Origin of the sequence: Arthrobacter sp. TB 26 (assembly GCF_000427315.1) — a bacterium.
In the GTDB taxonomy this organism is placed as follows: domain Bacteria; phylum Actinomycetota; class Actinomycetes; order Actinomycetales; family Micrococcaceae; genus Arthrobacter.
Map to the genome: position 1 here is coordinate 1 of NZ_AUPJ01000203.1, position 4,490 is coordinate 4,490.

Here is a 4,490-nt window from a genome sequence, read left to right on the forward strand (position 1 = left end):
GGGCCAGCCGTACCCGGGCGGGCAGTCCTACCCGGCCCCTGTCCCCTACGAGGACAGCCCGGGGTACCCCGGCAACCCGCCGTTCCAGCAGCAGGACCCGCAGCAGTTCAAGGCTCCGCAGTCCACCCCGCCGCAGCCGGCAGGCCCGGCGGTGCCTGCGCCGCCGTCGGCCCCGCAGGGCTTCCGGGCGCGCAAGCTCGCGGAACTGGACCAGCGGTACAGCGAGGGCGAGCTGTCCATGGAGGACTACATGGCCCAGCGCGCGGACATCATGAAGGGCTAGCGAAGTCGACGTCGGCCGCGTTGACCGTTCCTGCCGTCCTCCCGGGGGCCCTGTGGTACTGCCAATACAAATTGGTGTGGGCGACCACCAGCTCCGGCGGCGGCGCGCCAAATTCGCTCAGGTCCTCGGTGGTGTGCGCGTCCGCGACCAGCGTGACATCGTAGCCCCGGGTGATCCCGCCGTGGAGTGTCGAACGGATGCACTCGTCGGTCTGCGCCCCGGCCAGGAAGATGTGGCCGATGCCGCGATCAGCCAGCACGGACTCCAAGTCAGTCGCCTCGAACGCATCGCTGTACTCTTTCGGCACGAGCGGCTCCGAATCGCGCCGCGCGAGCTCCGGCACAAACAGCCAGCCGTCGCTGCCCCGCGGGAGTTCCTCGCCGCTGTGCTGCACCCAGACGATATCCACGCCTGCGCCGCGCGCCTTCTCCACGAGGGCGGCGATGGTCGCGATGACGTCGTCGCGGCGGTAAGCGTCCGCGACGACGCCAAGCTGCATGTCGACGATGAGCAATGCCGTGTTGGGGCGGTTGACGAGCGTGGTCACAATGCCTCCCGGATCCTGGCTGTCCCTGCCTGCCTACTCTAATCCCAAGGCTCCAGCCAACGCGGGGTCACCTACGGCCCATAATCCGGTCGTGGATGGGCCGTAGGTGACCCCGCGTTGTTTCTGTGGGGGGGCGTCAGTCGACCTGGGGGAAACCGAGGTCGATCACCGAGGTGGACGGATCCGGCCAGCGGGTGGTGACCACCTTGCCGCGGGTGTAGAAGCGGATGCTCTCGGGGCCGTACATGTGGGTGTCGCCGAAGAGCGAGTTCTTCCAGCCGCCGAAGGAGAAAGTCCCCACCGGCACCGGGATCGGCACGTTGACGCCCACCATGCCGGCCTCGACGTCGAACTCGAACTGCCGGGCGGCGCCGCCGTCGCGGGTGAAGATCGCCACGCCGTTGCCGAACTCGTTGTCGTTGACGAGCTTGACGGCGTCGGCGTAGGTCTCGACGCGGACCACGGAGAGGACCGGGCCGAAGATCTCGTCGTCGTAGACCTTCATGCCGGGCTTGACGTGGTCAACCAGGCTGACGCCGATGAAGAAGCCGTTGGAGTCGAACGTCTGTTCCCGGCCGTCCGCCACCACGGTGGCGCCTTCCTCCGCCGCGCCGGCGACATAGGAGGCCACCTTGTCGCGGTGCTCGGCCGTGATGAGCGGGCCCATCTGCGAGGCGGGGTCGGTGCCGGGGCCGATCTTGAGCGTGGCCATCCGGGTCTTGATCGCGTCCACGAGTTCATCGGCGATGTTCCCGACGGCGACCAGGACGCTGACGGCCATGCAGCGCTCGCCGGCGGAGCCGTAGGCGGCGGAGACGGCGGCGTCGGCGGCCATGGACAGGTCCGCATCCGGCAGGACCACCATGTGGTTCTTGGCGCCGCCCAGGGCCTGCACGCGCTTGCCGTGGTCGGCGGCGCGCTTGTAGATGGACTGGGCGATCGGCGTCGAACCGACGAAGCTGATGGCCTTGACGTCCGGGTGTTCGAGGAGCACGTCGACGGCTTCCTTGTCGCCGTGGACGACGTTGAGGACGCCGGCGGGCAGGCCGGCCTCGGCGAAGACCTGCGCGATGAAGATGGCCGAGGACGGATCCTTTTCGCTGGGCTTGAGCAGCACGGTGTTGCCGCAGGCCAGGGCGCTGCCGATCATCCACAGCGGCACCATGGCCGGGAAGTTGAACGGTGTGATGCAGGCGACCACACCGACGGGCTGGCGCACGGAGTGGACGTCGACGCCGCTGGCGACCTGTTCGGAGCGCTCACCCTTGAGCGCGTGGGACAGCCCGGTGGCGAATTCGATGTTCTCCAGGCCGCGGGTGATCTCGCCCTCGGCGTCGGAGAGGACCTTGCCGTGTTCGCTGGTCAGCAGGGCGGCCAGTTCGGGCCGGCGCTGCAAGAGCAGTTCGCGGACCTTGAAGAAGATGGTGGTGCGCTTGGCGAGGCTCGTGGCGCGCCAGCCGGGCAGGGCGGCGCGGGCGGCCTGGATGGCCTCCTCGACGCGGTCGGCGGAGGCCAGGGCAACCTCTTTTTCCTGCTCGCCTGTGGCCGGGTTGAAGACGGGGCCGTAGCGCTCGGCGTCGGAAATCAGGGCGCCGTTGATGAAGTGCGGAATGCGTTCCATGGGGTGGGTCTCTTTCTAAAAGGTGTGGGGGCTACTTGGCGGACTCGAACGAGCCGTCGACAAGTTTGACGATGGCGGAGCAGTCCGTGCCGGACTGGCCGGCGTCGATGAGGCGCTGGAAGAGCTGCTGGACGTGCTCGCCGATTTCCAGTGGGGTTCCGGTGTCCCGCGCGGCGCTGATGGCGAGTCCGATGTCCTTGTTGGCCAGCTCCGTGGTGAAGGTGGGGGCGAAGTCGTTGTTCGACGCCGCGGTGGGCACGACGCCGGCCACCGGGTACCAGGTGCGCAGCGCCCAGCTGTCCCCGGAGGAGACGGAGGCAATGTCCCAGAAGACCTGCTTGTCCAGTCCGAGCCGGTCGGCCAGGACAGCGCCCTCGGCGGTGGAGGCCAGATTGATGAAGAGCATGAGGTTGTTGCAGATCTTCGCGGCCTGGCCGGTGGTGGCGCCGCCGGTCGGGATGATGTTTGCGGCCATCGGCCGGATGTATTCGGTGGCCTCGGCCACCGCGCCCGTCTCGCCGCCGATCATGAAGGTCAGGGTGGCGGCCTTCGCGCCGCTCATGCCGCCGGAGACCGGTGCGTCCACGAAGCGGAACCCGGCGGCAGCAGCGGCGTCGTGCAGCGCCTGGGCCGAGGGGATGTCGATGGTGGAGGAATCCACCAGCAGGGTGCGGGTGTCCGCATGGGCCAGGACGCCGTCCTCGCCCAGGTACACGGCGCGGGCGTGTTCGCCCTTGGGGAGCATGGTGAAGACGACGTCGGCGCCGTCGACCGCTTCGGCGATGCTTCCGGCGGGCTTGACGCCCCCGGCGACGGCGGCGGCAACGGCCTCGGTGTTGAGGTCGAAACCGCGGACGTCGTGGCCGGCCTTGGCGAGGTTCACCGACATGGACCCGCCCATGTTCCCCAGTCCGATCCAAGCGATTACTGCCATGGCATAAGCTCCTTTGCTTTGCGTCTTGCTGTGCGTCTCCCGGCCGTGCGCCGGATGTTCCGTGTCCAGCATCACACCCTGCTACAGTGCAATCAAGGCAAAAAACTACAGATGGCATGTGCATGGATGCACATACCCGGATCCAAAGGAGTCATGGTGGACGTGAGGCGGCTTCCGAGCCCGGACGACCTGCTCATCCTGCTGACTGTGGCCCGGCTGGGCCGCTTCAACGCCGTGGCGGAAACCCTCGGCACCACCCACACCACCATCTCGCGCCGGATCCTGGCGCTGGACAAACAGCTGGGCGGGCGCACCCTGGAGCGGAGCCCGCACGGCTGGGAACTGACGGATCTGGGCGGCGAGGCCGTGGCGGCCGCCGAGGCGATCGAGGGTACCCTCGGTGCCCTCACGAACCGGATCGCACAGTCCGAGGACGTGCTCTCGGGCCTGGTCCGGGTCAGCACCCCGGACGGCTTCGGCGCCGAATTTGTCGCGCCGGCGCTCGTCCGGCTGCAGCGTCAGCATCCGCTGCTCAACGTTGAAATGCTCAGCGCCACGCGCAAGGTCAGCCAGAACCGCTCCGGCGTGGACCTCGAAGTGGTGGTGGGCAATCTTGACGTCAGCAACGCGCAGACCATTTTCCTGTCCAACTATTTCCTCCGGCTCTATGCCAGCCCGCAGTACGCCCGGGAACACGGCTTGCCGATGACGCTCGACGACGTCCGGCAGCACGGTTTTGTCTCCTACGTCGAGTCGGCCCTGCAGGTGGCCGAACTAGGCCACCGCTCCACGCAGCTTCCCGTACCGCGCTCCAGCTTCCAGGCCACCAGCATCTTTGCCCAGTTGGAGGCGGTGCGCCGGGGCGCCGGGATCGGCCTGCTGCCCAACTTCCTGGCGGTCGGCGACCCCACGTTCCTNCCTGCCGGTACTGCCGGACGACTTCCAGCGGCAGCTTCCAATCTGGGCGGTGGCACGCCCGGAATCGCTGCGCTCGGCCGCGGTGCAGGCGGTGCTCGAGGCGGTCCGGACCGAGATCTCCGAACGCCATGCGGTCCTGGCAGGCTGAGCGGTCCTGGCAGGCTGAGCGCGCTGCAACAAGAGCAGC

Annotated in this window: 5 protein-coding genes; 2 read left to right on the forward strand and 3 right to left on the reverse strand. The window is 68.2% G+C overall.

Annotation, left to right across the window (positions count from 1 at the left end):
* On the forward strand, nucleotides 1-283 hold a 283-nt coding region (locus K789_RS0107180; protein ID WP_024366171.1), incomplete at its 5' end, for an SHOCT domain-containing protein.
* Here K789_RS0107180 and K789_RS0107185 read toward each other — a convergent pair.
* The 3 genes from K789_RS0107185 to mmsB form a co-directional block, all read right to left on the reverse strand.
* Nucleotides 270-830: an isochorismatase family protein gene (locus K789_RS0107185; RefSeq protein ID WP_024366172.1), complete on the reverse strand. Its 561-nt coding sequence runs from the start codon at nucleotides 828-830 to the stop codon at nucleotides 270-272. The genes K789_RS0107180 and K789_RS0107185 overlap by 14 nt on opposite strands.
* A gap of 136 nt (nucleotides 831-966) precedes the next feature.
* On the reverse strand, nucleotides 967-2,451 hold the full coding sequence (locus K789_RS0107190; protein ID WP_024366173.1) for a CoA-acylating methylmalonate-semialdehyde dehydrogenase: 1,485 nt from the start codon (nucleotides 2,449-2,451) through the stop codon (nucleotides 967-969).
* Nucleotides 2,452-2,482: 31 nt separating this feature from the next.
* Complete coding sequence (gene mmsB, locus K789_RS0107195) at nucleotides 2,483-3,385, reverse strand: 3-hydroxyisobutyrate dehydrogenase (RefSeq protein ID WP_024366174.1); 903 nt, start codon at nucleotides 3,383-3,385, stop codon at nucleotides 2,483-2,485.
* Between the two features lie 153 nt (nucleotides 3,386-3,538).
* Between mmsB and K789_RS22535 the strand changes: the two genes are divergently transcribed.
* A partial coding sequence (locus K789_RS22535; protein WP_237739546.1) for a LysR family transcriptional regulator occupies nucleotides 3,539-4,490 on the forward strand: 952 nt, incomplete at its 3' end.

Coding starts and splice junctions, on each gene's coding strand:
- K789_RS0107190 (WP_024366173.1), bottom strand. CDS start 2,451: ATGGAACGCATTCCGCACTTCATCAACGGCGCCCTGATTTCCGACGCC.
- mmsB (WP_024366174.1), bottom strand. CDS start 3,385: ATGGCAGTAATCGCTTGGATCGGACTGGGGAACATGGGCGGGTCCATG.